This is a genomic window from Corynebacterium xerosis NBRC 16721 = ATCC 373, assembly GCF_001552415.1.
Classification (GTDB): Bacteria; Actinomycetota; Actinomycetes; order Mycobacteriales; family Mycobacteriaceae; genus Corynebacterium; species Corynebacterium xerosis.
The window spans coordinates 118,158-143,661 of sequence record NZ_BCRD01000001.1 but is presented as its reverse complement, the minus strand read 5'-3'; the positions used below and the strand labels follow the sequence as shown (position 1 = coordinate 143,661).

General features: G+C 67.7%; 22 protein-coding genes, 1 other RNA gene and 1 pseudogene. 5 read left to right on the top strand and 19 right to left on the bottom strand.

What is annotated here, in order from left to right; genetic code table 11:
- Positions 1-65: 65 nt before the first annotated feature.
- Positions 66-3,026 (bottom strand): UPF0182 family protein, encoded by a 2,961-nt coding sequence (locus CX1_RS00690; protein WP_174520137.1) that lies wholly within the window; start codon positions 3,024-3,026, stop codon positions 66-68.
- Positions 3,027-3,298: 272 nt separating this feature from the next.
- On the opposite strand from CX1_RS00690, the gene CX1_RS00685 reads away from it, so the two are divergent.
- The 3 genes from CX1_RS00685 to CX1_RS00675 all read left to right on the top strand — a co-directional run bounded on the left by CX1_RS00685 (position 3,299) and on the right by CX1_RS00675 (position 5,934).
- Positions 3,299-3,862 (top strand): PPA1309 family protein, encoded by a 564-nt coding sequence (locus tag CX1_RS00685; protein WP_046651467.1) that lies wholly within the window; start codon positions 3,299-3,301, stop codon positions 3,860-3,862.
- 237 nt (positions 3,863-4,099) lie between these two features.
- Positions 4,100-4,939 (top strand): GDSL-type esterase/lipase family protein, encoded by an 840-nt coding sequence (locus tag CX1_RS00680; RefSeq protein ID WP_046651466.1) that lies wholly within the window; start codon positions 4,100-4,102, stop codon positions 4,937-4,939.
- A 281-nt stretch (positions 4,940-5,220) separates the two neighbouring features.
- Positions 5,221-5,934, top strand: a complete 714-nt coding sequence (locus CX1_RS00675) for an NUDIX hydrolase (protein ID WP_052753361.1) — start codon at positions 5,221-5,223, stop codon at positions 5,932-5,934.
- A gap of 441 nt (positions 5,935-6,375) precedes the next feature.
- On the opposite strand, the gene CX1_RS12905 is transcribed toward CX1_RS00675, so the two are convergent.
- From CX1_RS12905 to smpB, 13 genes are all read right to left on the bottom strand, one after another.
- Entirely contained in the window at positions 6,376-6,924 is a 549-nt protein-coding gene (locus tag CX1_RS12905) for a WhiB family transcriptional regulator (RefSeq protein ID WP_082718951.1), read from the bottom strand.
- 166 nt (positions 6,925-7,090) lie between these two features.
- A complete protein-coding gene (locus CX1_RS00670) occupies positions 7,091-8,125 on the bottom strand; it encodes a GNAT family N-acetyltransferase (protein WP_217994752.1) in 1,035 nt (344 codons plus the stop codon).
- Between the two features lie 27 nt (positions 8,126-8,152).
- Positions 8,153-8,506, bottom strand: a complete 354-nt coding sequence (locus CX1_RS00665) for a VOC family protein (protein WP_046651482.1) — start codon at positions 8,504-8,506, stop codon at positions 8,153-8,155.
- 72 nt (positions 8,507-8,578) lie between these two features.
- Positions 8,579-9,403: an IS21-like element helper ATPase IstB gene (gene istB / locus CX1_RS00660; protein ID WP_046651464.1), complete on the bottom strand. Its 825-nt coding sequence runs from the start codon at positions 9,401-9,403 to the stop codon at positions 8,579-8,581.
- Complete coding sequence (gene istA, locus CX1_RS00655) at positions 9,400-11,067, bottom strand: IS21 family transposase (RefSeq protein ID WP_046651463.1); 1,668 nt, start codon at positions 11,065-11,067, stop codon at positions 9,400-9,402. Before istA ends, istB begins: the two co-directional genes overlap by 4 nt.
- Before the next feature lie 1,357 nt (positions 11,068-12,424).
- The gene (locus tag CX1_RS00650) at positions 12,425-13,705 is read right to left on the bottom strand and encodes a hypothetical protein (protein WP_052753359.1); all 1,281 of its coding nucleotides are present in this window, start codon (positions 13,703-13,705) and stop codon (positions 12,425-12,427) included.
- Positions 13,706-13,734: 29 nt separating this feature from the next.
- The gene (locus tag CX1_RS00645) at positions 13,735-14,073 is read right to left on the bottom strand and encodes a hypothetical protein (protein WP_146780804.1); all 339 of its coding nucleotides are present in this window, start codon (positions 14,071-14,073) and stop codon (positions 13,735-13,737) included.
- Positions 14,066-14,539 (bottom strand): hypothetical protein, encoded by a 474-nt coding sequence (locus CX1_RS00640; RefSeq protein WP_046651461.1) that lies wholly within the window; start codon positions 14,537-14,539, stop codon positions 14,066-14,068. The genes CX1_RS00645 and CX1_RS00640 overlap by 8 nt, the downstream gene beginning before the upstream one ends.
- Positions 14,539-14,739 carry a helix-turn-helix domain-containing protein gene (locus tag CX1_RS00635; protein WP_046651460.1) on the bottom strand — a complete coding sequence of 67 codons (201 nt, stop codon included), beginning with the start codon at positions 14,737-14,739 and terminating at the stop codon, positions 14,539-14,541. The genes CX1_RS00640 and CX1_RS00635 overlap by 1 nt, the downstream gene beginning before the upstream one ends.
- Positions 14,740-15,463: 724 nt before the next feature.
- Positions 15,464-16,696, bottom strand: a complete 1,233-nt coding sequence (locus CX1_RS00630) for a tyrosine-type recombinase/integrase (RefSeq protein WP_046651459.1) — start codon at positions 16,694-16,696, stop codon at positions 15,464-15,466.
- Between the two features lie 175 nt (positions 16,697-16,871).
- Positions 16,872-17,247: a transfer-messenger RNA gene (ssrA, locus tag CX1_RS00625) on the bottom strand.
- Positions 17,248-17,467: 220 nt separating this feature from the next.
- Positions 17,468-18,091, bottom strand: coding sequence for a hypothetical protein (locus tag CX1_RS00620; protein ID WP_146780802.1), 624 nt, complete (start codon positions 18,089-18,091; stop codon positions 17,468-17,470).
- A gap of 105 nt (positions 18,092-18,196) precedes the next feature.
- Positions 18,197-18,694 (bottom strand): SsrA-binding protein SmpB, encoded by a 498-nt coding sequence (smpB, locus tag CX1_RS00615; protein WP_046651458.1) that lies wholly within the window; start codon positions 18,692-18,694, stop codon positions 18,197-18,199.
- Between the two features lie 226 nt (positions 18,695-18,920).
- On the opposite strand from smpB, the pseudogene CX1_RS12725 reads away from it, so the two are divergent.
- A pseudogene (locus CX1_RS12725) lies at positions 18,921-19,181 on the top strand (AbgT family transporter); the annotation flags it as partial.
- An 82-nt stretch (positions 19,182-19,263) separates the two neighbouring features.
- Complete coding sequence (locus tag CX1_RS00610; RefSeq protein ID WP_244465575.1) at positions 19,264-20,730, top strand: AbgT family transporter; 1,467 nt, start codon at positions 19,264-19,266, stop codon at positions 20,728-20,730.
- A gap of 85 nt (positions 20,731-20,815) precedes the next feature.
- Here the strand turns inward: CX1_RS00610 and CX1_RS00605 are convergent, their stop codons facing one another.
- From CX1_RS00605 to CX1_RS00585, 5 genes are all read right to left on the bottom strand, one after another.
- The gene (locus CX1_RS00605; RefSeq protein WP_174520132.1) at positions 20,816-21,310 is read right to left on the bottom strand and encodes a YbaN family protein; all 495 of its coding nucleotides are present in this window, start codon (positions 21,308-21,310) and stop codon (positions 20,816-20,818) included.
- Entirely contained in the window at positions 21,300-21,887 is a 588-nt protein-coding gene (locus tag CX1_RS00600; RefSeq protein ID WP_113570117.1) for a TetR/AcrR family transcriptional regulator, read from the bottom strand. The genes CX1_RS00605 and CX1_RS00600 overlap by 11 nt, the downstream gene beginning before the upstream one ends.
- Positions 21,888-22,085: 198 nt before the next feature.
- Positions 22,086-22,808, bottom strand: coding sequence for an ABC transporter ATP-binding protein (locus tag CX1_RS00595; protein WP_060925135.1), 723 nt, complete (start codon positions 22,806-22,808; stop codon positions 22,086-22,088).
- The gene (locus tag CX1_RS00590) at positions 22,805-23,998 is read right to left on the bottom strand and encodes an ABC transporter permease (RefSeq protein ID WP_046649873.1); all 1,194 of its coding nucleotides are present in this window, start codon (positions 23,996-23,998) and stop codon (positions 22,805-22,807) included. Before CX1_RS00590 ends, CX1_RS00595 begins: the two co-directional genes overlap by 4 nt.
- A 269-nt stretch (positions 23,999-24,267) precedes the next feature.
- A complete protein-coding gene (locus tag CX1_RS00585) occupies positions 24,268-25,329 on the bottom strand; it encodes an MFS transporter (RefSeq protein WP_046649939.1) in 1,062 nt (353 codons plus the stop codon).
- Between the last annotated feature and the right edge of the window lie 175 nt (positions 25,330-25,504).

Genomic DNA, 25,504 nt, shown 5'->3' with positions numbered 1-25,504 from the left:
GGCCGCACCCGGAAGGTCTCCCCTCCTCGGTGCGGCCCGGTTCGTCGCCAAGCAATCCGCAGCGGTTACTGGCCGTTGGCCTTCTGATAATCGGCGACGGCCTTGTCCAGATCCGCCAGAGCCTGGCCCTGCGCGGCGAAGTCGCCGCTTTCCTGGGCGGACTTCAGGCGCTCGAGGATCGTGGAGATCCGGCCGGCGGCCTCGTCGCGGGCGGCGACGTCGACCTGGCGATCGGACTCGGGACGGGCCTCCGTGGTGCCCTCCTGGGTCTCGCCCGCACCATCGGTGCCTTCGCCCTCATCGTCCGGCATGGCATCCTCCTCGCCGCGCACGCGGGCGACGTCGGTGGAATCGATGCCGACCTGGCGCAGCGCCTCCGACACGGTCGGCGCGTAGCCGACCTCGCCGCGGTAGGACACCAGGATGCGCAGGAGCTTCGGGAACGCCGTCTCCTGGCCCTGGCGCTGCGTGTACACGGGCTCGACGTAGAGGATCTCGCCGTCACCGACCGGCAGGGTCAGCAGGTTGCCGTTGGTCACCACGTTGGTGCCCTCCAGCAGCGTTCGGTCCTGGGCGACCTCGTCGGCGGACATCATCGTGTCCTGCGCCTGCTTCGGGCCCATCGTCTGGGTGTTCGTCGGCAGCGCGCGGATGGTGATGCGGCCGTAGGTCTCCGGATCGGACGACACCGTCATGTGCGCCGAGAGGAACTCGCGCTCCAGGCCACGGAAGGCGGAGATCAGCTGGAAGCTGGACTCGCCGGTCTCCGGGTCGGCCGCGACGACGTAGTACGGCGGCTGCGACAGGCCCTGGTCCTCCGGCGCCGTCGGGTCGTTCGGCACCGACCAGAACGCGTCGTTGGTGAAGAAGATGCCCGGGTCGGACACGTGGTAGCGGGCCATCAGCTCACGCTGGACCTTGAACAGGTCCTCGGGGTAGCGCAGGTGATCCTGCAGCGCGTCGGAGATCTCCGACTTCGGCTTGATCACGTCCGGGAACACCCCGCGCCATGCCTTGAGCACCGGGTCATTCTCGTCGTACTCGTAGAGCTCCACGGTGCCGTCGTAGGCATCGACCGTGGCCTTGACGGAGTTGCGGATGTAGCTGACCTCGCTGTTGGGCAGCGGGCGCGACGTGCCGTCCGGGTTCAGCGAATCCTGCGTCGCCTCCTGGAGGCTGGTGCGCTCCGAGTACGGCATCGACGCCAGGGTGGTGTAGCCGTCGACGATCCACTTGATCCGGCCGTCGATGACCGCCGGGTAGGTACGGGTGTCCGTGGTCAGCCACGGGGCGACCTTCTGCACGCGCTCGCGGGGATCGCGCTCGTAGATGATCTTCGATTCGGGGCCGACGCGATCCGACAGGAGGATGTTGACCTCCTGGTAGCGGGTCGCGAACATCAGGCGCTCGAAGATGTTGCCCACGCCGACGCCGCCGGAACCGTCATAGGTGAAGTTGCGGCCGTCGGCGTCGTACTCGAAGTCGGTGCCGTCGCCGGAACCGCCGACGATCGCGTAGTCCGCGTCGGAGTTGGCGATCACCGGGCCGTAGTAGATGCGCGGCTGCTCCAGCTCCAGGTTCATGCCGTTCGGGTCCTCGGACTCGAACAGGTCGGCCACGGTGTACAGCGGGTAACCGCCGCGCGCCGAGCCGGCCTCCGCCGCAACCTCGTCGACCCGGTTGGCCGGGGCGGCGACGAAGCCGTTGCCGTGGGTGTACACGGTGTGGCGGTTGATCCAGTCCTGCTGGTTGCCCTGCAGGGTCTGCGGGTTCATCTCGCGGGCGGCGACGACGAAGTCGCGCATCTGGCCGTCGACCTCGTAGCGGTCGATGGACAGCGACTCCGGGAAACCGTAGAAGTTCTTCAGCTGGCGCTGCTGCGTGAACGTCGGCGACAGCACCTCGGGGTCGAGGATGCGGATGTTCGCCAGCGTGTTGGTGTCCTGAGCGATGGACTCGGCGCCCTCCTCCTGGGAGGCCTCGTCTTCTTCTTCCTCGCCCGGAACGCCCCAGTTGCGCTCGACGCTGACCTTGTCGTCGGTCAGACCGTAGTGGTAGCGCGTGGACTCGATGTTGCGGGCGATGTACTCCCGCTCCTTGGCGGCGCGGTTCGGCGACACGGAGAACTGCTCGACGACCAGCGGCCAGGCCACGCCGATGATGCCCGCGGAGACCAGCATGAGCACCGTCGCCATGGCCGGGATGGCCAGGTTGCGCAGGAAGATCGACGCGAAGAACGCCGCGGCCACGACCAGGGAGATGACCAGCAGCACGATCTTGGCGGGCAGCAGCGCGTTGATGTCGGTGTAGGAACCGCCGGTGAAGGTCTGCTGGCGGTTGCCCAGCATGTCGTAGCGGTCCAGCCAGTAGGCCACTGCCTTGAGCAGCATGAACACGCCGGCCCACGAGGCCAGCTGGGCGCGCGCGGCCCCGGAGACGCGGGTCTTCTCGCCCGTGGTCGGGTTGCCCGCGCGGATGCCGCCGAGCAGGTAGTGCGTCAGCAGCGACAGCAGAAACGCCACGATGATCGCCAGCACGGCGGTGTCCACCAGGAACCGCCAGAACGGCAGATCGAAGGCGTAGAACCCGAGGTCCTTCTGGAACTGCGGGTCGGTCTGGCCGAATTCCTCGCCGTTGAGGAACAGCTGCACGGTGCGCCACCCGGCCTGGCCGACGAGGCCGGCGAACAGGCCGAACACCAGCGGCACGCCGATGAGCACCGGCTTGACGCCGGACTCGACCATGCGGCGGTAGATCGCCTGCGGGCTCTGCGGGTCGAGCGGCCCCGGGTCATCGGGACGGTGGCGCCAGGCCAGCCACATCGACAGGAACACGATCGCGCCGACGATCGCCCCGATGAGGAAGAACAGGATGACCCTGGTCACCCACGTCTTGGCGAAGACGCCGCGGAAGCCCACCTCCCCGAACCATTGGAAATCGACGTAAACGTTGACGAGGACGGGAACGAGCAAAGCAAGGATCGCGAGGATCATCACCGTGGTGGCGAGCCACCCCGGTTTCGGCATGCCCGTGCGTCCCAGTCTGGTCGGGCTGGTGGACAAGGGGTCTCCTAGTCGTTACGGGTTGTGCGGTCGTCCCCTACTCTATTGAAAAACCCCTGGGGGCAAACCCGGTATCCGGCTTGTTCGCCGAGGGCCGCCAAGCTTTCGGCCCGCCGCGGACTTTCGGGGCGTACCCTTCGGCGTCGCCGCGACCCCGGCCGACCCCTCGCAATCCCCGCCCCGCACTCACCATCCCGCAATCCCCGCCCCCCCCCGCAACCAGAAAGGCGCCACCCATGCCCGACAATCGCGCACTGACCCCGCAGGCCCTCAACCGCGCCACCCGCGAGGCCGTCGATTTCGTCCACGCCGAAGGCTGGGACGCCCCGCCGACGCTGTTCGCCCTGGTCCCGACCGAGCTGGTCGCCGACGCACTCGACCCGGATCTGCTCGACGAGTCGCCGCTGACCGTCGTCGTCCAGGAGGAGCTGCCGGAGGGCATCGACGGCGGCTCGCCGGAGCTGTCCGATTTCATCGCCCGCACCACCTGGCCGGAGGGCGTCATCGGCGCGGTGCTGTCGCAGGAGATCCTCATCGTCGCGCCGGAGGACGCCGAGTCCGTCGAGGGGCTCAGCCTCGAGGAGATCCGCGCGTCGGCGGGGTCGGGCGCCGCGCGGCAGGCCCGGCTGATCACGGGAGTGCTTGACGACGGCCCGTCGCTGACCCTGATCCAGCCGCGCCCCACCGACGCCGAGCTCGCCGAGCGGGGCCCCTTCGCCGAGGACGACATCGAGCTGCGGTCGGGAGAGGGGCTGGCCGATGGCGTCGTCGCCGCGCTGCGGTCGACGTTTCTGGCGTGACCATCGGTCACTCCACCCCCACCTGCCTCACCCTCCCCGGGCACGTCGCCGCAATCATGCACGGTTGATGCACAACGGCGCTTCCAGGAGTTGACTTCACCCGACAAAACGGGTTTGATAACGCCAAGATAACGACGCCGTAACGCCACGGTTCGCTCCGGAGGGCCCGCATCGGCGTCGTCAAGCATTAGGCGCCACGCCCCGGACGCCCGCAGGAAACGAACGAAGAGGACCCGCATGAAGTCGACCACGACCCGCCGCATCCTGGCCACCACCGCAGCCGTGCTCACCGCCGGCGGCGCCCTCATCGCGGGCAACACCGCCACGGCCAACCCCAACGGCGAGTACGTGGCCTTCGGCGACTCCTTCGTGGCCAACCCCGGCGCCACCGACGAGGCCAACGGCACCGGCCGCCCCGGCGCCGTCTGCCCGGTGTCCACCACCAACGTAGGCCACAACGTCGCCCACCAGCTGGGCATGCAGCTGCACGACTACACCTGCAACGGCACCGTCGCCTACGTCCCCACCACCCCGAAGACCCTGGCCGGCTACGTCGAGACCGCCATCCAGAACGGCCACGTCAACGTCAACACCCAGCTGATCACCGTCGCCATCGGCGCCAACGACGCCATGCAGGCGTTCTGGGCCCCCAACGAGGTGCAGAACGACATGTTCCACCAGTCGGTCACCGCCTCCATCAACCGCCTGAAGGAGCACGCCCCCAACGCCCGCGTCATGGTCATCGGCCTGCCCGAGATCGCCTCGCGCGACGGCGAGAACTACATGTGCCCCGCCAACGTCTTCGGCAACGCCCCGCGCGTGCCCGCCGCCCCGGTGCGCGTCCTCGAGGAGAACCTGCAGGCCCGCCAGTTCGGCGTCGCCCAGGCCACGGGCTCGACGTTCATCAACATGAAGGACGTCTCCAACGTCGACGCCGCGATGTGCGGCCCGGACGGCGAGCGCCACGTCTCCGCGTTCCTGGACTCCGATGTCGCGAACTACAACATGCCCAACCACCTCACCCACGAGGGTTCCCGCGTCGTCGCGACCCAGGTCGCCAACGCGTACCGCGGCTAGTCCGCGAGGCTTGCGCGATAGGTGCGCACGGGTCGTCCGCTGATCCAGGGTTTTCCGGCCCGCTCCCTGCGTGGGGGCGGGCCGGTTTTTTGCTTTGCGACGCCCGCCGGGACCCATCACCCCCACCTCGCCGGTTCTCGCCCCGCCGATCCCACGAGATCACTATCCAGGCGCTCAATCGCGATCTCGTCGGATGTGCACCCCACCAGTTCCCACGAAATCACGATCCAGGGCGTCAATCGCGATCTCGTCGGAAGGTGGGGGCCGTATCGTCGTGAAGCATGAAGGAAGCGCAAGCGAACCCGAACGCCGCGGACGACTCGAGCCGCGAAGTGTGGTCGATGTACGACGCGGACCGCATCCCCACCGGCACGACCATGGCGCGCGGGGACGAGTTCCGCCCCGGTGAGCTGCACATGGTCGTCCACGTGTGCATTTTCGACTGCGGCTCCGCTGGTGTGGGCCCAGGTTCGGCTGCGGGCTTGAACCCGGGCTCGGGTTCGGTCGCGGGGACAGGTTCGGTCGCGGACTCGGGAGATGAAGTCCGCATGCTGATCCAGCGGCGCACCGACGACAAGGCCGGCTGGCCGGGAATGTGGGACGTGACCGTCGGCGGCAGCGTCACCGCGGGCGAATCCAGCGCTCGCGGCGCCGAACGCGAGGTGCTCGAGGAGTTGGGCCTGCGCATCGACCTGACCGGCACGCGCCCAAGCTTCACCTTCAACTTCCGCCACGGCTTCGACGACTTTTACCTGCTGCGCGCCACCGATCTCGCGCCCATCGACCTGGGCGCGCTGGCGATCCCCAACGACGAAGTCGCCGAGGTCCGCTGGGCCACCCGCGCCGAGATCCACGCGTTGCGGGACGCCGGCGAATTCATCCCCTACCGGCCATCCGCCATCGATTTCGTCTTCGACATGCTCGGCCGCAACGACATTCTCGACCTCGCCGACGAGGGCGGCCGCCCCGGCACGGACGCGGCGGACTTCGGGTAGCGGGCCGAAGCGGTGGGGCGCGGGCGGCGTCGCAAAGCAGAACGCGCATCCGCCCCACCGGACATGAAAGAACCCGCCCACCGTTTCCGATGAGCGGGTTCCGCGTGGAGCCGCCGGGAATCCACCTCAATGGCTTTTGACCTGCACTTACATCGCGCATTGCGGCGCATATGCCCGCTAGTGTGCCCACTGTCGATGCCACGCGGGATCTCCATCGCATTCACGCGCTCGGGACATTCCCCGCGATCGGGCAGACCACCAGCCATATCACCCACACCCGAATCATCCCGAGGTCGGGACCGCCACGTTCTGTGCCACGGTCTACGTAAATCCCTACACCGGCAAGAGGGATGGACGACCGGGGGCGGGGGAGCCCTCCCCCTCGTGGCTCCCTAAGCGACCGAGGGGCACTTGACCATGGGCGATGCACTTCCAACGACGCTACGGCCAAATGCGAACAGGGGTTTTGCCGGTGCGCCGCTCGACAGGCGGGACAGTCGTTCTTGTGCCACACTTCGACGTGGCCGCATCCCCCATGCGGCCACGTCCCGGCAGGCTCCCATCACCCCCCGATTGGTTGAGCCGCCGGGACACCTCTTTCCTTGGAACCCGTACAGATCCCGGGCGACCTCCCGCGCGGCCCCGCTCCACGGCCCCGGGGCGGGGACGCCCCCGGTGCGGCGGAGAGAGAGAACCTGACACCACACGATGCGGGGAGTCAGCTCCGGCACCCGTCCAAGATTTCAGGCGGGGGGCCACGGCACCCATCCATTTCCGCCAGATCCGCCAGCGATGCTCAACGGGCACGCCCCACACGGTGCCCGCCCACATGCCGGCCAACAACTCGTGCGGCATCGCGTCGGCGGCATCGCGGCATCCGTTTTGCACGGGGCAACGCCGGCATATGCGGCGTGCTCGGTCATGGCGGGCGGCACGGGTGGCTATGTCAACCCCACTTGGCCCCTGGATGACGGCCAGAAATGGACCCACCTTCGCGTCACCAGCGGCATTACAGCGCGTTCAATCAGCTCGTTCTGAAGGTCTGTCGGTAGGCGCTTGGTGTGGTTTCGAGGGTCTGGTTGAAGTGACGGCGCAGGGTGCTGGAGGTGCCGAGTCCGGTGCGTTGAGCGATGGCTTCCATGGGCAGCGTGGTGGGTCAGGGCTCGAGGTCGATGCGTGTCTCCGTGCATCGGTAGCCGGCTCGCGTGAACGCTGCTGCCATGGGTGTGTTCACGGCGTCGGTGGTTGCGGTGATTCGTGGTGCCCCGGCTGTGGCGTGGAAGGCGGTGATGAACGCCAGGAGGTCATCGACGTATCCGTGACCGCGGTACTCGGGCAGGACCGCGAGGTAGCCGACGTTGCGATTCGTGGGTGTCGCCGAAGGGATCGCGATGCCATTGATGGTGCCCTGCTGGTCGTACGCGACGCGCCACCAGTCGCGGTCGCCGGGGCAGGAACGGTAGTAGTCCACCTCGTCGCGAGCCAGGCTCAGTGTGTCGGTGGTGGCCAGCTCGCGTCGCGTCGTGACGTCGAGCGGGCCGTGGGCGGCGCGGGCGATGAGGTCGATGAACGTGCTGTCGTCTGCCTGCTCGAACCGCAGTCGCGGGCCGGGTTCTTGCATCGGGCTGCCCTGGTCCCATTGGAACTGGCGTCGCTCGTTGTGCTGCCTCAGGCCAGCAGCGGCGGCTGCCGCGATCTTCGCGTGGACGTCGTGCGCTACGGCGGTGTTGTCGCGCCACGTGACGGGGACACGCATGGTGTGCGGCAGCGGGGTCCGGGTGCCGTGAGCTTCCAAGGCGGCGTGGCCTCGTTCCAACAGTGCGCTGAGGATCGCCTCTGGCGAGTCGTGGCCCGCGACAGCATCCCACACGTCGAGCGCGATCGGCTTGTGCTCGTCTCGTCCCCACCACAGGGCCCGGCCGATGATGTTGCCGTCATCGTCGAGGGCGACCTGCGACCAGTGTGGCTGCAGGCGGCCGGCAGCGATCTCGGTCTGGATCTGGTCCGGTGTCATCCCGACCGCGGGCATGGTGGGCATCTCGGCGGCTTGGTGGAGAAGTTCCGCTGTGGGTGTCTCGATCCTCATCCCGTAGATGGTTGCGTGGGTCTGATCCCGACGCCAGCGATTTTCACCGCAGACGGGACTTGACCGCGAGGCCGCCCAACCGGCGTACATCGGCCAATCGGTCATGTCAGACACTTCGAGGATCGCGGCAGATCAGGTCGTCTTGGTGTGCATGCCCACGTTGACGACCCGGCCATCGGTGGCCCGGTAGAAGAAGCGGGTCACACCCCATGGCTCTTCGGTGAGTGGGTGCACGATTTCGAGGCCGGCGCGGCGGGCGCGCTCAAGAGCCTCGTGCACGTCATCGACGAAGACTGAGACATCGGGGTTCACGGGACCGGAAGCGTCTCGCGTCATCACGCTGAGCTGGTGGCCGTCATCGTCTGCCAACGTGACGATCCATCCGTGATCCATCACAGGTCTCAGGCCCAAGACCGCTGCATGCTCTTCTGTGGCCTTGGCCAGGTCAGTAACAGTCAGGTTTGGAACGACTCGGTTCACTCGCATGGCAATACCTAAGCACACCGGCGTGAAGACCAGTAGAGGAACCAAGTTCCTGTATTCGGCAGATGATCAATGTCACGCGCCTGTGGTGGGGGTGTGGTGGCGGGCGCGGGTGTGGGCGAGGCGGTAGGAGTTGGTGCCGGTTTCGATGATGGTGGCGTTGTAGGTGAGGCGGTCGACGATCGCTGCGCACAGGCGGGGGTCGGTGAAGGTGTCGGTCCAGGCGGAGAAGGACTGGTTGGACGCGATCGCGATGGCGTTCTTCTCCTCGCGTTCGGTGAGGACCTGGAACAGCAGTTCGGCGCCTCGCCGGTCGAGTTCCATGTAACCGAGCTCGTCAATAACGAGGAGGTCGACGCGTCCGTAGCGGTTGATGGTCTTGGTGAGTTGTTTCTCGTCGGCTGCTTCGACGAGTTCGTTCACGAGCCGGGTGGCGAGGGTGTAGCGGACGCGGTAGCCCTGTTCGGCGGCGGCGGTGCCGAGCGCGATGAGCAGGTGGGATTTGCCGGTGCCGGAGTCCCCGATCAGGCACAGGGGGTCGCCGCGGCGGATCCAGTCGCCGGTGGCGAGCTCGTTGATGGTGGCGGGGTTGATGTTGGGGTTTGCGGTGAAGTCGAAGTCGGCGAGCCATTTCTCGCGGGGGAAGCCGGCGCTCTTGATGCGGCGCAGGGTGGAGCGGCGGTCGCGGTCGTCGACCTCGGCGAGCAGGAGTTCGGCGAGGAAGCCTTGGTAGGTGAGTTGTTCCTTCGTGGCGGCCGCTACGGCGTCATCGATCACGGCGCGGATCGTGGGCAGCCGGAGCCGGCGGCAGGCCTGGTCGATCGCGGCTTGGGCGGCTTGTTCGGTGAGGCTGTGACGGCGGCGAAGACCGCCCTGGCGGTTGCTGGTGCTGGTGGTCATGGGGTTCCTGTCTGGGTGTGATGGTGGACCTCGGCGCTGGCCGGGGCGGGGTCGGGTTGACGGCGGCGAAGGAGTTCGTCGTAGGCGGTGACGGTGGGCAGGGGTCGGGTGTCTTCGGGTAGGTGCGCGATGGCCTGGTGTGGGTCGGTGGGGCGTCGTGGTGGCAGGTTCACGACTGTCCCGCCCCTGGTCGGGGTGGCTGGGGTGGGTGTGTGGCCGGTGGCGTGGCGGCGGGCTTCGACGGCGACGACGTCGGGGCTGATCGCGCCGACCGACAGGGCTGAGGTGATGCCGGCGAGCACGGCGTCGGCGGGGAGGGATCGGTGGAGCAGGAGCACGTCGATCAACGCTTGGGTGCCGGCGACGTCGCCGCTGGTCTTGCGGGCGGCGGCCCAGAACGCGTCGTGGGCTGCGGTGAATGCTCCGGCGGCGCGGGCCTGCGCGAGGGCGGTGGAGCCGGGGAACGCGCCGGGCTTGTGGCGTAGGACTTCGAGGTAGTGGTCCAGCTCGACCCGGGTCACGCCACGGGTGCCGAGGCGAGGGTGGGTGGCGAGGACGGTGCGGCCCTCGAACACGACCACGCACGAGGCCCGCAGGGACACGCGGACGCGTTGGCCGATGAGGTGCGCGGGGACGGAGTACTTGACCATGCGGACGGTGATCAGGGCGGAGCGGTCGACGCGGGGGTGGAGGATCAGGCCGGGGTCGAAGTCGTCGGCCGGCAACGGTGCCAGGTGGGGCAGCTCGGCGTGGTGGTCCTGCCCGATCGTGTTGGCGTGGCCGGTGATGCGGCGGGTGTTGTCGTCGACTTCCCAGGCGCGGATCTTGTCGTTGAGTTCGTCCAGGGTGGCGACTTCGGGCATGGGGGTGAGGTGGTTGCGGCGGAACCATCCGACCTCGCCCTCGACGCCGCCTTTCTCGTGGGCGCCGTCGATGCCGGGCTGGCAGTAGAACGCGTCGAAGCCGTAGTGGGAGCGGAACAGCACCCAGCGTTCGTTCTCGTCGCGTAGCCGGTCGCCGCCGTGGATGACCTGGACGACGGCGGAGGTGAGGTTGTCGTAGCGGATGTGGCGGGTGGGGATGCCGCCCAGGGCGTGGAAGGCCTCGATGTGTCCCTCGAGGAAGGCCTCCTGCCCGCCGGTCGGGTAGACGCGGTGAATCGCTTTGCCAGAGTGCGACAGGCGGTAGACGAACATGTGGCACTTGGTCTTGACGCCGTCCAGGATCACGTAGACCTCGCCGAAGTCGACCTCAGCCTCCGCGCCGGGCGCGTGGTCCTGCGGCACCATCGCCTCCACCCGGCGCCCGGCCTCCAGATCGATCTGCGCGCGCCGGACCCGCACGTAGTCCCTCACCGTGGAGTAGGACAGGTCGGTGGCGCCGTGCTCGTCGCGCAGCCGGGCCAGAATCCTGGTCGCGGTATGACGCTGCTTGCGCGGCGCGGTCAGGTCATAGGTGAGCATCTCGTCGATCGCCGGCTTGCACGGGTCCAGGCGCGGTGCTGTACGGACCGGTTTCTTGCGGGGTGGGGGTTCGGCAGCGGCGAGTGCCTGGCGGACGGTGCGGCGGTGGACTCCGTGTTTGCGGGCGAGCTCGCGGATGGACAAACCCTCCACTCGCGCGTCGTGGCGGATATCGGCGTACAGCTGCACTCGTGACCCCATCTTGGCTCCCTTGCCCTCGCGACTGGTTCCCAGTGATGGGGACCAGCGTGAAGGGGTGGGGCCAGTTCAGACCGTCAACACCCCGGCAAGTCGCACGCGGGGCCAGATCAGGCCGTCACAACGGGGCCGAACCAAGCTGTCACAACCACACGGGCGGCGGGTGATTCCCCGTGCACGTCGGCATCGAACAGCGGTGCGCGCCCGACACATGCCGCGCCCTCCAGGTTGGCACCGCCGGCAATCGATGCGGCCAACCCCCGGATTCCCCCATCCTCGGGTGCATCGGCGGCGGTGCGGAGGTGATGGACCAGCGATGCGATCTCGGCATCATCCACGACGGTCGTCGCCCAACGACTGAACAGAGTAGAAGTTATCCTCGTGAGCGCATTTCTTCCAACAGAATGTCATAACGGATCATATCGGACATTTTTTCATTCACGGGTTATTCATGCCCTCACCTGCCCCGATGCTCCCCCTTGTGCCATGACAGTCTACCTGATCGGCAGCACTGTCGAAAGGTAAGCGGTGACTAGTCGTGACACGTGGCGCGGCACGCAGCATCGGCCCCATGTCCGCCCACCGATACCTGCCGCCGGAGAAAGCCCGGCACGTGCTGATCTGCCGGCAGTGCGGCATGGACTTCGACGCGCAACGACGTGACGCCGCCTACTGTTCGGATACCTGCCGACAGGCCGCGCACCGGCAGCGCGCGCGGGCAGCGCGGAGAACCCACGGTCAGGCATAGCGGCGACGCGTACACCCTCGGGCGGTGGCACCGTGCCCACCGGAGGGGTCTCCCCCACCCCGGCATCGGCCCGGGCCGGAGATCTCCAGACCCGTAGGCAACGCGAGCGACTGTGGCATCCGGGGGACGATTCCACGGGGTGGGGAGGGGTCTCCCCGTGGGGTCCGGACGGGAGGGGGATTTTTGCAAGGCCGTGGGGATGCTCCCGGGCAGCAAGGTCGGTTCCCCTCCCCCTGGGGTGCCTACGATCGCGGGGAACCCCTGGCATCGGCCCGGGGCGTGGGGTGCTCGGGTCTCCCTCCCCGCGCATGTTCCGGTCCCCCATCGCGCGCGCGTGCGCGGGCCGTGGTTTCGGTGCGTTTGGTTTCGGCTTCCGCGCGCGTGTACGCGCCCGCGTACGGGCCGGCGGTGAACGTCCGATCGGGGGCCGTACCCGTTGGGTGTCCGGTCCTGCCGGTCCTATGGTCCTATGCAGGTCACGACGTGTTTTCATGGTCCTTTTGGCCGTCCTTTTCGTCCTATTCTCCCGATGTGCAGGACGATTAGGACGACGTTTAGGACCGCCGAAACCACTGCTGACCTCGGCAGGACGGCAGGACGGCCAGGACCGCACTACACCACTCGATACACGGCGTTTCCGTCGTGCTTGCCCCTCTCCAACCGCCCGGCGCGGACCGCAGCCGCGATCGCATCGGGCAGATGCTCCCGAATATCAGACTTGCCGGATTGGGTGACCTCTCCCGAGGTGTGCCACTGCCCATCGGCGTGGCGCGCAATCCACCGTTGCACGTGCCCATCGGCGCGTGCCCGGAGTTTGGCATCGGCGGCAACCTCGGAATCTTGCCCGCGCTGTTCGGCGCGCTGTCGCCGGTTCCGGCGGTCGCTGGAGTTCCGGATCCGCTGGACCTCGGCGCGGGTGGCATCGGAGACGGCCATGACGTGGCCGGCCAACTTCCAATCGTCGGCGTTGACCTCTGCTCGGCCCGCCAGCAGCGCAAGGGCGGCGGCGATCTTCTCCCGTGCCAACAGCGCGTGCCCGTCCATGTTCTGCCGTTCCAACCCGCCGTGCAATGCCTCCAGTCGCGCGGCTCGCACCGCGTGGGCAACGGCATCGGGCATGCCCATCTCGCGCCCCCCGGGGGGAATCTCGGGCAGGCGCACCACTTCCGCGCCGGGCCACGGTTCCTGGTGGTGCGGGGCGGTGGGGTCATCGACGCGCATCCACATGAACCGTTGGGGTGTTCCGCCGGCGGCATCATCCAGCAGCACCCCGGCGCGCAACGGCTGCACCCCGGCGATCATGCACATGCGGTACGTGTGAGCGTCCAGCGCGGTACGGCGTGCCCGCTCGGAATTGGTGAACCCGAGGGTCTCGCCCATCCACGCCTGCCGGAGGACGGGCATAAGCGTCGATCCCTGCCGGCCTTTCTGCGCTTCCATCATGTCGATCTCGGGCACGTCAATGACCGCGCGGGCCGGCGGCGGGGCATCTTCGTCCCCGCCGTCGCCGGCAAAGATCCGCACCAGCCCCTCACCGGTCCCGAGGGGGAATTGCGGCGCGCGGGTGTTGTGCCCGTCCGGGCCGGTGATCGTCAGGGCGCGCCGGGCGCATGCGGTGGCCCCGCCCTTGCCGCTGCCGGGCGGCCCGACCAGCCCGGCGAACAGGTTCAGGGATGCGGGTCCGCCGACGTATCCGGGCAATTGCACCTCGGGAGGGGTTGCGGCAACCACGTCGACCAGACACACCCCGAGGACGGCCCACGGCCCGGTCAGCGAGGCGCGGGCGGCGGTGCGGATGTGGTGGAGGATGGGGCGGGCGGTCCAAAAATCATCGTCGCCCATGCCCGATGATGCTTCCGCCGGCAGGGGGTTGCCGGCGACGATGTTCTTCACGTCGGCGGGGCAGGTGACTTTTCGACGGTTCACGCGACGTTCCCCCGTCCCATTCGGGCAATGGCGTCCTTGTGCTCGGGGTAGATCTCGTACAGTTTCCGCAAGATCGGCAACGGGAAGACCCCGACCAGCCCGGCGGCATCCAGGGTGAGCACGGCCCCGAGGGCGGCTTGCTCGGGGAACGGACCGGGCGTGACCTTGTACGGGTCGAACTCCGGTGCCCATCGGCTATCGCGCCGGGCATGGGCGCTGCCGGCGGCGCGGTAGGCGCGTTCCCGGTCCACCATTTCGGCAACGGTGCTAGAATCGTTGGTGACCTCCCACTGATTCGCCCTGGTTCCCGCCGGGGCGTTTCGCTTTTCACTCATCGTCACTGCCACCTCCCAGGGCGGCATTCAGCAGCACATGTGCAGCGGCGGCAAGTTCCTGCCACGTCGCCTGCACGGTGGTTTCCGGACGGCCATCGTTGGCGGCGGGCCACAACGTGAGTTCGTACGTGCGACCGTCGGCGCGCTCGGGCGCGGAGATGCGGCGCACCTCCAGGTCGCCGCCGTCCACCTCGGGCACGTCGACGGCATGCACGAACGTCATGGATCCGGCGAAGGTGCCCCGGGTGGGCATCGGCGGGGCGATTGCGGCGCGGATGCGGTCCAGCAGGTGCACCAGCGTTTCACGGTCGGCGGTGACGCTCGGGGTGTCGTCGCCGCCGTGCAGGGTGACGGTGTGCGCGGCGGTTGCGGGGTCTCCGGGCGTGCGCTGGATCTCCACCCGGTACGTGTTCACCCCCTCGCCCGCATCGAAGAAGACGGGGACGATATCCAGGGGAATGCGCATTACGCACCGCCCTGGGTGGACGGAATCCAGCGGACCGATTCTGCGGCGGCATCGGCGGGGATGCGGATCTGTCCGCCGATCTTGCCGGCGCGGAGGTTGCCCCGGGCGATCTCGCGCCGGACGGTGGCAACGCTGACCCCGGCGATCTCGGCCCACTCCGGGATGGAGTAGAACTTGTGTGGCAATGCATGGGTAGACATTGGATCTAGCCGTTCTCCGCGCCCCATTCGGGCGCGGGTAGTAAGCCGGACTCCCATCCGACTTGACTACAGCAATCCCATTCTGGGATCGCGGCGACTAGAAACTTTCGCATCCCCTGATTTCGTGTTGGTCGTGGCGGTTCAGGTCAACCGGTCACGTACGGCACAGTTATCGCCGGGCAGGCACCATGTTGCCGACAGTATACACATGCACGCTATTGACTGGCCATGTTTATCGCCTTACGGAGACCGGATACGGGGATCCGGGTAAGCCCGGCGCGAACTAGCCGTTCTACGACGGGAGCAAGTACCGTTTCCCGCACCTTGAAATCGGGAAACGAAACGTACCCGCCCGCCATCTCCCCCCTGCCAGGCTGCTTAGTGATCCCCTGGGGCTTCACGCCGGCCACCCCAAACTTCGCCTTGAGTCTCAAGAGTCCCGATCGATGCTCGGGCAAAGGAGTCCCATCGTCGGGATACAAGTACAGGTCAACCCCGTCAAATACTCGGAAGTTGGGGCGACCATCTGAATCGAACTCCGGGGGGTCGAATTCGTCCACTTCATGAGCCTTCCCCTGGGGATCGACCCAGTAACTCGGCGGCGGCGGCCCAATGTACTGCCTGCAAGAAACGACGGTCAGCGTCCCCAACGCGTGCCCATCCTCACTCGTTACAACCAGCGCCCCATAGGGCGCACGCTCACTTTTCTTCCGTGCCATGCCGATTACCTTCCATTGTTCGTGTCCAGCCCGGCGCGCCGGGCATCCAGTGTTCCGGCTACGCGGCGCATCATGTCCTCGGGGCGTTGCGCGCGTACCTGCATGTACGTGTTGAGCACCGTCGATACGTCCTCTTGACCCGTGATCGCCCCGATTTCCTTGGGCGATGCACCGTTTTCGGCTAGTCGGGTGGTCAGCCAATCGCGGCCCACGTGCGGGTGGAGATCGTCCGGCAGGCCAGCGGCATCTCGGGCGCGGTTGAACACGGACCGAAACGAGGTGTCCATGACGCATTTGCCGGTGGCCGTCGTGGTCAGCAGTGCATCCTCGGCGGTGCCGGCGTGCGCTCGGGCGCGGAGGACCTGGGGCACGAACTCGGCAAAGACGGGCACCCGGCGGAACCCCGCATCGGTTTTCGGGTCTTGGGCGACCATGGTCGTTTTGCCGTCGATCTGGAGCCGCTGGACGTTGCCCTGCACTTGCACGTGCACCTCGGGTAGCAACGGAGGGGCAACGGGCGATACCTGGACGTTGGCGCGTCTCAGGTTCAGCACTTCCCCGATGCGCATGCCGTGGAACAGCATCAAGCATGTTGCCGCGCGGTACTGCTCGGGCATGGCGTCCAACAGCGTGTACAGTTCCCAGTCCTCGGGCAGGCGCTTGCGCTTGGGGCGTGGCTTGCGAGCTTTGACGGTGACCGGGGAAAAATCGACCAACCCATGCTCCACGGCGTGCCCCATGGCTTCCCTGAGCTTGCCGAGGGCTTGCCAGTTGCGTTGCGCGGTTGCCGGGTATTGCCGGTTAATCGCATCCCACCAGCGGGCCACGTCCGGCGGGGTCAGCGATACCACGGGGATTGTGCGGAGTTTCGCCGCCGCCCCGTCGATGTTGAGGATCCGGTTGGTCACGATCGCGTCATAGGTTTGGTACGTCGATTGCCGGAGTTGCTCGCCGTCGACTTCGGCGCGCTTGCCGTCCAACCAACGGCGCATCCAGTCGCCCACGGTGATCGTGGCCGTTTCGCGGCTGTCGGCGCGCACCGCCGGATGCTCCCACAGTCCATCGCGGATCGCGCGGGCTTCCGCGATGAGCCATGCATCGGCGGCCATGCGGGTATCGAACGTGTGCGGCCCGCTCACTCGCCGGGGAAGGCCCGGAGGGTAGTCGGTTCCGGCGGGGATCGTGTAGCGCGCCTGCCACCGCCCGGACTTGAGTTTCCGGGCCGTTCCAAACGACATTGGTGCCTACCTAGGTGGGGATCCTCTGAAAGATTGAACCCGCCGCGTGCCCTGTGGCGTGCCCACGGCGTGCCCACACATGATAACCCATGGTCACTGTTGCACTTCCGGGGCTACCGCAAAACAGCAGGTAGGCAAAGGAAAACCCCGGCCACCAGGGCCGGGGGAAATCCAATTGTGGAGCCGCCGGGAATTGAACCCGGGTCCTCCGTCACCTCGCCAGGGCTTCTCCGTGCGCAGTTCGCGCGTGGTCTCTGCTCGGCCCTCCGGTTCAGTCGAACATGACCGGATGACGGGCCCAGTCGCAAGTGAGTGTCCCCGCCGACCCTTGCGACCAAGTCGGCGAGCGAGCCCCACTAAACGATGCCAGGGTCCGGATCAGAGGCCTACCCGGTCTGACAGACACGCGGTCGCTGCTTAGGCAGCGAGGGCGTAGTCGCGCTGAGAGTTCTCGGCGCTTAATTGGTTGCTGCGACGCTTGCGGTGGTCTCCAGCCTTCACCGGCACGCTTCCCCTGGCTCAATGTACGAAGTCGAAACCATGTCGGCCCCTTACACGCCCGCCGGACGGGATGCGGCTTGATTGCCCGGCAGGATGGTTCAGCTTAACCCCGTTGCTTGCGGTCGTCAAGGGGCCTGCGGGCGTCGCTTGACGACGGCCCGCGAGCGGCCTACCCCTTGATGCCCTTGATGCGGCGGCCGGCATCGCGGGAAGCGAATGGGTGGCCACGGCGGCGGAAATTCAGGGGCCGCCCATGCGGTTCGAGATGGCTCACCGGTATTCGAACGCCAGTTGCGCATCCTCGTCGATGGCGTGGATGATCCCGGAGTAGAAGACCTTTGTCTGATCCTTCAGCAACGCATCATTTCGACGCACATGTTCGGTCTTGGCTTCGCCGTTGAGGATGTCGGTGATGACGGCCGCCGTGTCGATCTCCGGCGAGACGAAGCGCAAAACCCCGCCGTCTTCCAATACCGTCTCGAAGGTCGGGTCGCTATGGCCGATGAACGTGAACGCCGGGATGACGATCGTGAATTCGTTGTCCGCCGTCTCGCGGATGTCCACGTCCTTCCCCTCGATGCCGAGCTTCGCGGTGTAGGTGTACTGCAGGAAATGGGTGCGGCCGGAGCCCGGCACACCACGCCCGAACGCGGTCCTGCGGGTTTCGGTCTTGTACAGCCCCTGCACCGAGCTGCTGACCAACACGACCTGCTCTTCGCGCTCCACGGCGTTGACGATCTCGGAGGTCGACGACTCGGTTTCGACGCCAATGGGCTCGGACAACGCCGACGAGGTCGAGCGCCAGATAAAGACGCCTAGCACTAGAATGATCGCCATCAGTGCCGCCACCACCAGCACAAACACATCAATTTTCGATTTTTTCGACCCGAACACGTCTTCCTCCGTTGATCGCGGTGAGCGGTAGTGGTGTGCGGCATTTCCAGTGCCGCAGCTGCTATCCCGTTAGCATCGCATCTTTTGCGCCGACCCCGCGCCCGCCTACCCCTTGATGCCCTTGATGCGGCGGCCGAGGTCGCGGGTGATCTCGCGTTCCTCGGTGCGGCGCTTGATGTCCTGGCGCTTGTCGTAGTCCTGCTTGCCGCGGGCCAGGCCCAACTCGACCTTGAGGCGGCCGTCCTTGAAGTACAGCTTCAGCGGGATGAGGGTGTTCTTGCCGTCGCGGACCTTGCCCATCAGCGAATCGATCTCCGCCCGGTGCAGCAGGAGCTTGCGGGCCCGGCGCGTCGGGTGGTTGGTCCAGTTGCCGTGGGAGTACTCCGGGATGTGCAGGCCGCGGAGCCACACCTCGCCGTCGTCGATGGTGGCGAAGGCGTCGTTGAGCGACGCCTTGCCCTCGCGCAGCGCCTTGACCTCGGTGCCGACCAGCACGACACCGCACTCCCACGTGTCCAGGATCGTGTAATCGTGGCGGGCGCGGCGGTTGGTCGCGATCACCGGATTCTGGTTCTTCGCGTTCTTCGACTTCTTCTTGGCCATAACCCCTCCCAGCCTAGTCGGGCGGCGGCCCGCCCCCAATCCCCGCCGTGTTACGGCCGCATTTCATCCCGCCCTTCGTACGCGATCGGCGATGGTTTCCGTTACTTTCGAATACGAGCACCGTTCACCACGGTCGCCGCGTTCCCCGCCCGACGGTCCCCGATGACCGCTCGCGAAGCGGGGGTCACCGATCCCATGACCGACGAGAAACGACATTGGAGGGGCCATGGCGCAGTCCACGGGCACCACAGAGAAAAGACGAGGCGACGGCGGTGACGGAGGGAGATCCGCCGGCACCGCCACCGACAAGCCGAAGGGTTTCCTGGCCGGGTTGGAGCGGGCGGGCAATGCGTTGCCCAACCCGTTCTGGCTCTTCGTCATCCTGGCCGGCGTGGTCATCGTGTCGTCGTGGCTGGGCTCGAAGGCCGGGATGTCCGCGAAGGACCCGGCCAGCGGCGAGGTCATCGAGGTGCAGAACCTTCTGACCTCCGAGTACCTGCAGAAGATGGTCACCGACGCGGTGGACAACTTCGTCACCTTCGCCCCCCGTCGGCCTGATCCTGGTGTGCATGCTCGGCGTCGCCATCGCGGAGTACTCCGGGTTCATCGGCGCGGCGATCCGCGCGGCGGTGTCCAAGGTCCGCTCCCCCATGTGGCTGACCTACGTCGTCGCCCTGGCCGGCGTGACCGGCTCGGTCGCCTCCGACGCCGTGTACGTCATCCTCATCCCGCTGGGCGCCGCGGCGTTCCGCGCGGTGGGGCGCAACCCGATCGTCGGCGCGATGGTCGCGTTCGCGGCGTCGTCCGCCGGCTTCAACTCCTCGCTGGTGCTCAACATCACCGACGTGCTGCTGGCCGGCATCTCGACGTCCGCCGCCCAGTTCGTCGACCCCGAGTACGTGGTGTCCCCGCTGGCGAACTACTTCTTCTCCATGGCCTCAGCGCTGGTGCTGTCGGCGATCATCACGGCGGTGACGGAGCTGTTCATCGTCAAGCACACGAAGAAGACCATCGACGAGTCGAAGATCAACTACGAGGCCGCGGCGTTCACCAAGCCCGGCAACGGCGGCTCCGACTCCGACGACGACGTTCGCTCCGATGCCGGCGCGACGACCTCCGTCGGCCGCGTCGGCGATCGCGCCGGCCGCGACGAGAAGAGGGCCGCGAAGAAGACGGCGGCCGACTCCCACACCGGATCATCGTCAAGCGAAAGCCGTGCCGACGACACCCCCAACGGTGAAACCCGCTCCAAGGAGGAGCTGCGCGACGAACTCGAGCTCGACCCCCGCGAGGCCAAGGCCCTGAAGGTCGGCGGCTTCGCTGCGCTGGCGACCGTCGCCGCATGGGCGGCGCTGCTGTTCATCCCGGGCTCGCCGCTGCGGGGCGAGGGCGACGGCATCCTCAATTCCCCGCTGCTCACCGACATCGTCGTGCCGATCGCGCTGCTGTTCGCCATCGTCGGCATCGCCTACGGCCTGTCCATCGGCTCGATCCGCGATTCGTCGGACATCCCCGACTTCATGGAGAAGGGCCTGTCCACGCTGACCGCGATGATGGTGTTGTTCTTCGCCGTCGCGCAGTTCACGTCCTACTTCTCCTGGTCGAACCTGGGCCAATGGACGGCGATCAAGGGCTCGGAGCTGCTGACCAAGGCCGACCTGCCGCCGCTGGTGTTGTTCGCAGCGCTGGTGCTGATGGTCGCGGCGCTCAACCTGCTGATCACTTCCGGTTCCGCCCAGTGGGCGCTGATGGCGCCGGTGGTCGTGCCGATGCTCATGTACGTCGGCATCACCCCCGAGGTCTCGCAGATGCTGTTCCGCATCGGCGATTCGCCGTCGAACATCATCACGCCGATGTCCCCGTACTTCGCGCTGGCGTTGACGTTCCTGCAGAAGTACTACAAGCCCGCGGGCGTGGGCACGCTGATGTCGCTGGCCATCCCATACTCCGTCGCAATGCTGGTGGGTTGGTTCCTCTTCTTCACTCTGTGGTACCTGCTCGGCATCCCGCTCGGTCCGGGCGTGCCGGTGCGTTAAGCGCCGCGCCTCCCCCGGTTTTCGCTTTACGACGAACCGGCCCGCACCGAATCAACGGTGCGGGCCGGTTTCGCCGTTTCCGGCGTCACCGCCCGGCGCCACCGCCGGGCGGGGTCTTCGGCTTCAACGTCAGGATGTGAATGCTCACGCCCGTGCCGATGACGGCGAAGATCACCCACGGCCACGGCTTACCTATCAACCACGCCGACACGATGAGGCCCAGCCACATCACGGCCAGCGTCTGCAGCTTGTACGCCAGGGTCATTTCCCCGGAGTAGTACTGGTGCAGGTAGGAGCCGAAGATGCGGTGGCCCAGCAGGTAGTTCAGCAGCCGATCGGAGGCCTTGGCGAAGCACAGGGCCGACAACAGCAGGAACGGCGTCGTCGGCAGCAACGGAACGAACGCCCCGATCGCGCCGAGGCCCAGGCTGATCAGGCCCACCGCGTTGAGCGCCCACCGCAGGGCGCGGGACTTCACGGGCCGCAGGACGGGCGGGCCCGCGGTGGCACCGGGGCCGTCGGGGCCGCCGGAGCCACCGGGGCCCGCCGAATCCGGCCCCGCCGCCCCGTCAGCCGTCATCGGTGACGACGCCGCGCGCCATGCGGTGCAGGGTCTCGCGGATGGTCTCTTCCCCGGCGCCGCCGGCCTTGACCAGTTCGGCGCCGCGCTGGATGGCGGCGTCGATCAGCGCCCGGGAGGCGACGGCGACGTCCCCGCCCATCTCGCGGAGCAGAGATTCGACGATCGGGTCCAGCGCGCCGTGGGCCTCCTGCACGTCCGGGTCCATGAAGGATTCGGGGACGTGCTGGGCGGCAACCATGAGGGGGCCGTGGTCGCCCTCGATGAACAGGCGGAACGTTTCGTCGATGTACACCTTCAACCGGGCGACGGGGTCGTCGCCGACGGCGTCCATCGCGGCGGTGATGCCCCCGGTCCAGTTGGGGATGACGTCGAGCAGCAGCTGGACGATCAGGTCCTTGCGCGACTTGACGTACAGGTAGACGCTCGACCGGGCCAGGCCCATCGCCTCGGCGACCTCGGTGAGGGTGGGCACTTCGCCGCCGGAGTCGTTGATCAGCTTTTCGGCGGCGTCGAGGAGCGCGCGATGCTGAGCGGCACGATGCTCCACGACGGTGGGGCCGGTGATCTTCGGCATGGCGTCTCCTCTTCGGGTCGGGGCCGCGTCAGTGCTGGTCGGCGCTGGTCGGCGCTCGCGGGCGCGGGCCGGCGTCGAACGCTGCTGTCGTCCTCACCGTACTCCGACTGCCTGCGGTTTCATACCGCTTGACGACGACCCGACGTAAAGAGTCGACAAACCTCGTCGTCCGGGCCCCGCGGGCGCCGCCCCGCCCCGCTACGCCTCGCGCGGGCGCAGCTTGCCGTCGGCCATCTCCAGGACGCGGTCGCAGTGGCCCAGGACGCCGAGGTCGTGGGTGACCATGACGGTGGCCACGCCTTCGTTGCGCGATTCCTCGGCCAGCAGCGCGACGATCTCCTGCGAGCGGCGGGTGTCCAGGGCCGCGGTGGGTTCGTCGACGAGCAGGACGTCGGGGCCGCCGACCAGTGCGCGGGCGATGCCGATGCGCTGGCGCTCGCCGCCGGACAGCTGCCCTGGGCGGTGGTTGGCGCGGTGGCCCATGCCGACTGCTTCCAGCAACTCGTCGTTGGACTTGCGGCCGCGGTGGCCGAGCAGGCGGGCGGCCAGTTCCAGCTGGTCGCGGGCCTTCAGCGACGACGGCAGGTTGCCGGACTGGAACACGAATCCGATGTGGCTGCGGCGCACGCGCGCCAGGTCCTTGTCCTTCATGTCGTCGAGCACCTCGCCGCCGAGGGTGACGGATCCCGACTGCGGCGTGGTCAGCGCGCCGGCGACGGCCAGCAGCGTGGACTTGCCGGAGCCGGAGGGTCCGACGATGGCGACGAACTCGCCCGGGTGGACGGTCAGGGAAACGTCGTCGAGGGCGTGGACCGTGGAGTCGCCGTCCCCGAAGCTGACGCTGACGTGGTCGAGGACCAGTGCGGGTGCAATTCCCGGATTGGCCGGAGTGGCCGGGGTGGCGGGATTGGTGTCGGTCATCGGTTCTCCCCCAATGCGGTGAGCGGGTCGGTGCGGGTGACGCGGAAGACGGCGACGGAGGCGCCGATCAGTCCGAAGACGAACAGCAGGGCGGCGCCGGTGAGGACGGGCGCCAGTTCGGTGGCGTACGGCATGGGCGAGGCTTCCAGCCCAGCGCCGAGGGCCAGCGCCAGCGCGACGCCGACGCCGATGGACAGCGCGAGGATGACCACGGCCTGGCCGAGGCTGTCGCGCAGCAGGAAGCCCTTGGTGGCGCCCATGGCGCGCATGACGGCGATGTCGCCGGCGCGCTGGATGGTCCACACGAGGAAGAAGGCGCCGGTGACCAGGGCGGCGATGATGTAGAGGAACCACTCGATCATCGACAGGGTCATGGTCTCGGGGCCGTAGCCCGGGGAGGAGTCGAAGGATTCCTCGAGGGTGCGGGCGTCCAGGCCGGTCGCCGCGGACAGCGCGTCGAGGCCGGGGACGACGCCGTCGGCGCCGCGGGCGACGACCACGCTGGCCTGGGTGTAGGCGTCATCGGGGGCAGCCTCGCCGTCGCGGGCGCCGGCGTGGATCTCCTGCCACACGTCGAGCGGCGCGTAGGCGATGTCGACGTGGCCGAAGGTGCGCTGGCCGTCGGCGAATCCGACGATGGTCAGCGGGGTCTCCAGGCGCTCGACGGTGATGACGTCGCCGATGTTCAGCCCCTCGTCCTTCAGCGTCGCGGACACCACGACGTCGTGCGGGGTGGAGGTGGGTTCGCCGGCGGCGCGGTCACCCGGGGCGGCCATGAGGGGCAGCGTCTCGCCCTCGACGGAATCGCCGGCGGCGGCGGTGCCGGGCGCCAGGAAGGAGCCGGGGTCGACGCCGACGAGGGTCAGGTCGACGGGCGTACCGTCCTGGTTCTTGGCGTTGACGATGGTCAGGCCCATCGGCGTGGCCTCGGTGACTCCGTCCGCGGCGGCGACGTCCTCGGCCGAGGTTACGTCGACGACGGAGCGGGTGAACGCGGAGTCGGTTTTGGTGCCCTCTTCGAAGGCGATGGTCTCGGCGTTCATGGCCTTCAGGCCGGATACGCCGTCGTTGACCAGTCCGGCGGTGAGTCCGGAGATGATGACGATGAGGATGGACATCAGGGCCAGTACCAGGCCCATCAGCAGGAATCGGGTGCGCGCGAAGAGCATTTCGCGCCAGGCCAGGAACATGGGGCCTCCGGGGTCGGCGGGGTGCGGTGGTTCGAGCCGGGTTGGTGCGGCTTGGTGCGGTTTTTCCGCTTGACGACGGCCGATGCCCGCGCGGGATGCGCGCGAGACCAAAGATACCGACGCCATGTCGCCATGTTAACGACATACTGTCGTCATAATTAAATCGAAATGTCCACTTTGCCCGCCTTTGTGGCGAGCATCACCGGAAGATCCGGCCCCAGGAGCGGGCCAACCCCGATCCAGGGCCGAAGCAGGGCCGGACGGCTCCGTCAGCGACGCCAGAACGCCCACGCGACGGCGGCACCCACCACTCCGACGCCGGCGAGGATCCACGCCACCGGGGACATGCCCACCGCAGCTCCGACGGAACCGGCGATGGGATAGGTGATCAGGAAGCAGGCGTGGGACAGCGAGAACTGGGCGACGAAGACGTCGGACAGCTCGGACTCGTCGACGTTGCGGCGCAGCAGCCGCGCCGAGGGAGTCAGGATGAGCGACGCGCCGGCACCCAGCGCGAACCAGATCCCCAGCAGCGTCGGCCAGGACAGTTCACCGTCGCCGCCGAGGGCGAGCGCGGCCAGGACCAGGCCGACCGGGGACATCGCGGCGCCGACGAGCATGGGGATGCGGTCGGACACGGAGTCGAGGAGCTTCGGCAGCGACAGGGCGACCAGCATCGAACCGGCCCCGTAGGCGCCCAGGGCAATGGCGACGTCGGACTGCGGGCGCCCCGCACCGCCCTGGACGATGACGACCGTGTTGACCACGACCATCGCCGTGGCCGCCGCCACCGCCAAGTTGAGGAACAAGAGGCTGCGCAGCTGCGCCCGCCCGAGGAACAGACGCAGGCCGCGCGTGAGCCGGTCGAAGAACGGGGCCTCGTCGGCGGGCGGGATGTCGGGGAAGCGGGTGGCCAGAACCATGCCCGCGGAGATGATGAAGCCGACGACGGTGCCCAGGAAAAGATCGTCGTAGGCGACGACCGTCAGCAGTGCGGCGGCCAGCGCCGGGCTGAGCAGCGATTCCAGGTCATACGCCAGCCGGGACAACGACAGGGCGCGGGTGTAGTCCCGCTCGTCGGGCAGCACCGCCGGAATGACCGCCTGGAACGCCGGAGTGAACGTGGCCGACGCGGATTGCAGCAGGAAGATGAGCACGTAGATGTGCCACGGCTCCGACACGAACGGCAGACACAGCGCGACGGCGCCGCGCACGAGCCCGGCGATGGTCAGCAATCCGAGGGCGATGGTGAGCAGCCCCGTGCCCAGCAGCGCGATGACCTGCGCCGAAAACAGCGTGGCATATGTGCGGTTGCGCAAGACGTCGATCATGGCCACTCCCTCCGTCACCGCTCCAAACATCTTCATATCTGCATGTATGCGCATATTCTATCTCTAGGCCATGTGACCCGCAATCCTCCGAGGTCACGCGTGGCACGGGGCACAAAACGGCGGTGACGTGAACATGGCAACGTCGCTAAGCCAATGCCCGACGGCGCGGGTACCC